This window comes from Pseudomonas sp. 05N434, from assembly GCF_056396965.1.
The window spans coordinates 1-3,375 of record NZ_JBFTMK010000550.1 but is presented as its reverse complement, the minus strand read 5'-3'; the positions used below and the strand labels follow the sequence as shown (position 1 = coordinate 3,375).

The following is a 3,375-nucleotide window of genomic DNA, read 5'->3' as shown; positions in this document are numbered from 1 at the left end:
CGCCTGGGCGGCCAGGTGCACAACCTCGGTGAAAGCATGTTCTTTGAACAAGGCCATCAAGGCCGGTTTGTCGACGATGTCCAAGGCCTGGAAACGAAAGCCCGGCAAGGATTCAAGCTCTTTGAGCCGTGCGTGTTTGAGTTCTACGCTGTAATAGTCGTTGAGATTGTCGATACCGACGACTTCAAGGCCTTCTTGACACAAACGCTTGACGGTGTGATACCCAATAAAACCGGCGGCGCCAGTAACCAGAACCGTCATGAGGCCTGCGCCTGTGCGTGACTGATTCCGATTCTGCGCAAAGGGCGCTTTTGCATCACAATCCCCTGTAAGTACTCGCTGATCAGTATATTTTTTGGGCTTTTTGCCACCATTGGCTCCATGCCTTGCTCCATTGTATTGGTAAAGTTCTGTGCAGTGCACATCATGAGCCGCAGAAATGGCAGCCGTATACCCTGCCAGTTGGATTGTAAAAAAAACGTTAAGTAATTACTTCGTTTTTCTGACCGCCTGCTTAAAGGCGTGCTGGTATGAGGGTGCTCACAACGCGGCGCCTAGCATTTTCAGGTAGTTGGGGCTCTCGGAGATCGAGTTGTGGCCCGTGTCCGGTATGACCTGCAGCGAGGCCACGCCTTTGGCGAAATGGGTGTAGAGCCGGTCTGTGCTTGCGCGCGGTATGACTTCGTCGTGCTCGGCCGCAACCAACAGCGTCGGGACGGTGATGTGAGCGGCGTATTTCCAGGATTCGAACTTGTCCTGCAACAGCCATTTCACCGGGAACCAGGGAAACTGGCGGGCGGCGAGGTCTTCARGGCTGTTGTAGGGCGTGATCAGGATCAGCCGCGACGCCGGGCGCTGGCTGGCCAGGCGCACGGCAACGCCTGAACCCAGGCTGCGTCCGATCACTGCAATATCGGGATGGCTGTTGTAGACATAGTCGAACAAGGCCATGGCGTCACGCTGAATCGCCTCCTCGGACGGCGACCCGGTACTGCCACCGTAGCCTCGGTAATGCAGCAAGTAGATCGCATGATCCGCAAACGCTTGCGAAAACCCGGGCAGGCTGCGGGAAACGTCCTCGGCATTGCCACCAAAGTAGATCAACGCCTTCGGCCCGTCGTGCGGCCTGACGGTCACCAGCACCTGCGCGTCGGCGACTGACAAGGTAAGAAGCGATTCGGGTGTGTCGATGGCGCGAGGTTGCGGGTAGTAGATGAGGGCCCGTTGAAACACGAACAGCGCGACGCAGAGCAGCAGGTATGCAACGGCAATGAAAGCGAAGAGAGACACCAGGGTTCGCGACATTCGGCTAAGTTTAGTGGACGGCATGGACTGCTTCGGGCCTTGAGACAGCTATTGCTGGAGCGTCGCCAGAGTGTAGTCCAGCAATTTCAGCTGTGCAGAAGCGCCGCCCAATGCCCGTGTGGGTGCGAGCACCTGTGGCGAGGGGGCTCGCCCCCGTTGGGTCGCGAAGCGGCCCCAAAACCTGCAATCGCGGTACACCACATGCAATGGTTTACGACTGCTGTGCAGCCGAACGGGGGCAAGCCCCCTCGCCACACGGAGGCAAGAACATGCTGACCCGAGCCATTCCTTCCAGCAACGAGCCGTTGCCCATCGTCGGCCTGGGTACTTATCGCGGTTTTGATGTCACGCCAGCCGACGCTGCTTACAAGCAACTGCAGGCGGTGCTCAGCGCGTTGTTCGAGAAGGGTGGAAAGGTGATCGACAGTTCGCCCATCCTGCTGGCTCATCCGGCGGTGACCTGCGTCATCCCCGGCACCGGCAACCCGCGCTACATGGCGGAAAACGCCGGTGCAGGTTTCGGCCCGATGCTCACGGATGCACAGCGCCAGCAATTGATTGCGCTGGTGGGGTGACGGCTACCTTGTAGCAGCTGCCGAGCAGCGCGAGGCTGCGTTCGGCTGCGCAGCAGTCGTGAGTCCGACTGACGCGGTCTGCCTGATGCACCGCAAGCTCTGGTTTGACGACGGCTTCGCCGCCGAACGCAGCCTCGCAGGCTCGACAGCTGCTACCAGCGAACGCAGCCGCTGCTCGGCAGCTGCTACAGGCTTACGGCGGCTGGCATTACTTGCGCCATCTCCAGCGGAATTTCCAGGGTAAAAATCGCTCCCTGGCCGGGTCCATCGCTATGGACGCGAAGGTGCCCGTTCATTTCCACCGCCGCGAGTGCGCAACTGTGCAGGCCAAAACCATGACCTTCCTTGCGCGTGGTAAAGCCGTGATTGAAGATGCGGGCCATGTTCTCGGCGGCAATCCCTTCGCCCTGATCCTCTACGCTGAAGCGCAGCGTTGCGTTATCGATAATCCTGACGCCCAGCGTCATACGGCGCTGATGATCGCTGACCCTGGACATCGCATATTTGGCATTGCTGATCAGGTTGATCAGGATCAACAACAGTCGGTGTTTGTCGCCGATGATGGTCGGTGTGGCCTGGTAGTCTTTGATGACCGTGACATGGTGCCGGCTCAAGGCGCCGGAATTCATGCGTAACGCATCTTCGAACAGATCGACGACATTCAACGGCTCGACCAGCCGGGCGGCGCCGGCATAGGCCTGTTGGGTGGCGACGATATCCTTGATGTGATCGATGCTCTTGGTGAGTTGCGCCAGCTCGTCAACGATGCTCGATTGCTCGGTCGCGATGGAATCGACCAGTTGATTGAAGTAAAGGGGCAGCAGTTTGCCTTTTTCATCGTGCGTCATGAACTGCCCCAGGTCTTCGGCATGTTCATTGATCATTTTTACCGCTTTGCCCAGGCCGAGGGTTTTGCTGGTCGACAATTTGCGGGTGATCAATTCCGCGGAGACGTTAACGCTATTCAACACATTACCGACGTTGTGCAGCACGTTGGTCGCGATCTCTGCCATACCGGCCATCCGCGCGGCGTCGATCAGTTCGCGCTCGGCTTCCAACAGTTCATGGGTGCGTTCCTCGACGCGTTGCTCCAGCCGCTCGTTCGCTGTCTGCAATTGGTTGTTCATCTTGTTGATCAGCGCATAACTGCGAATCAGACGGGCCGCCAGGTACAACAACAGCAGCGCCATGATGCCAGCGCAGATCCCCAGGTAAAGGTGGTATTGGCGATCTGTCGCGGCTGTGCGCCGTTGTGTCTCGTTCAATAACTCGTTGATGCTGTCCAGTTGCTGTGCGACCGGAATGACACTGATGCGATCAACCAGGTCATTGACGATGGGCTGCTCTCGCACAATGGCATTCACAGCGTCTACAAGTGCAGTGAAAGTCGGGCGCCGTTCAGGCGGCAGTTGATTGATGTACTCATTCAGATATTCCAGATGCCCGGAGATTTCTTCGGCCCGTTCGCTGCTGACATAGAGGGCGTATTCAAGGG

General features: G+C 58.0%; 4 protein-coding genes. 1 reads left to right on the top strand and 3 read right to left on the bottom strand.

Annotated elements, in window-relative coordinates; genetic code table 11:
- Together AC1DLB_RS25575 and AC1DLB_RS25570 are read right to left on the bottom strand one after the other, a co-directional pair.
- The coding region (locus tag AC1DLB_RS25575; RefSeq protein ID WP_477785877.1) for a GDP-mannose 4,6-dehydratase at window positions 1-261 on the bottom strand (261 nt) is incomplete at its 3' end.
- 279 nt (window positions 262-540) lie between these two features.
- On the bottom strand, window positions 541-1,329 hold the full coding sequence (locus AC1DLB_RS25570; RefSeq protein WP_477785876.1) for an alpha/beta hydrolase: 789 nt from the start codon (window positions 1,327-1,329) through the stop codon (window positions 541-543).
- Between the two features lie 245 nt (window positions 1,330-1,574).
- On the opposite strand from AC1DLB_RS25570, the gene AC1DLB_RS25565 reads away from it, so the two are divergent.
- Window positions 1,575-1,880, top strand: a complete 306-nt coding sequence (locus tag AC1DLB_RS25565) for a hypothetical protein (protein WP_477744316.1) — start codon at window positions 1,575-1,577, stop codon at window positions 1,878-1,880.
- Window positions 1,881-2,065: 185 nt separating this feature from the next.
- Here the strand turns inward: AC1DLB_RS25565 and AC1DLB_RS25560 are convergent.
- Window positions 2,066-3,375: sensor histidine kinase (locus tag AC1DLB_RS25560; protein ID WP_477785875.1), on the bottom strand; the 1,310-nt coding region annotated here is incomplete at its 5' end.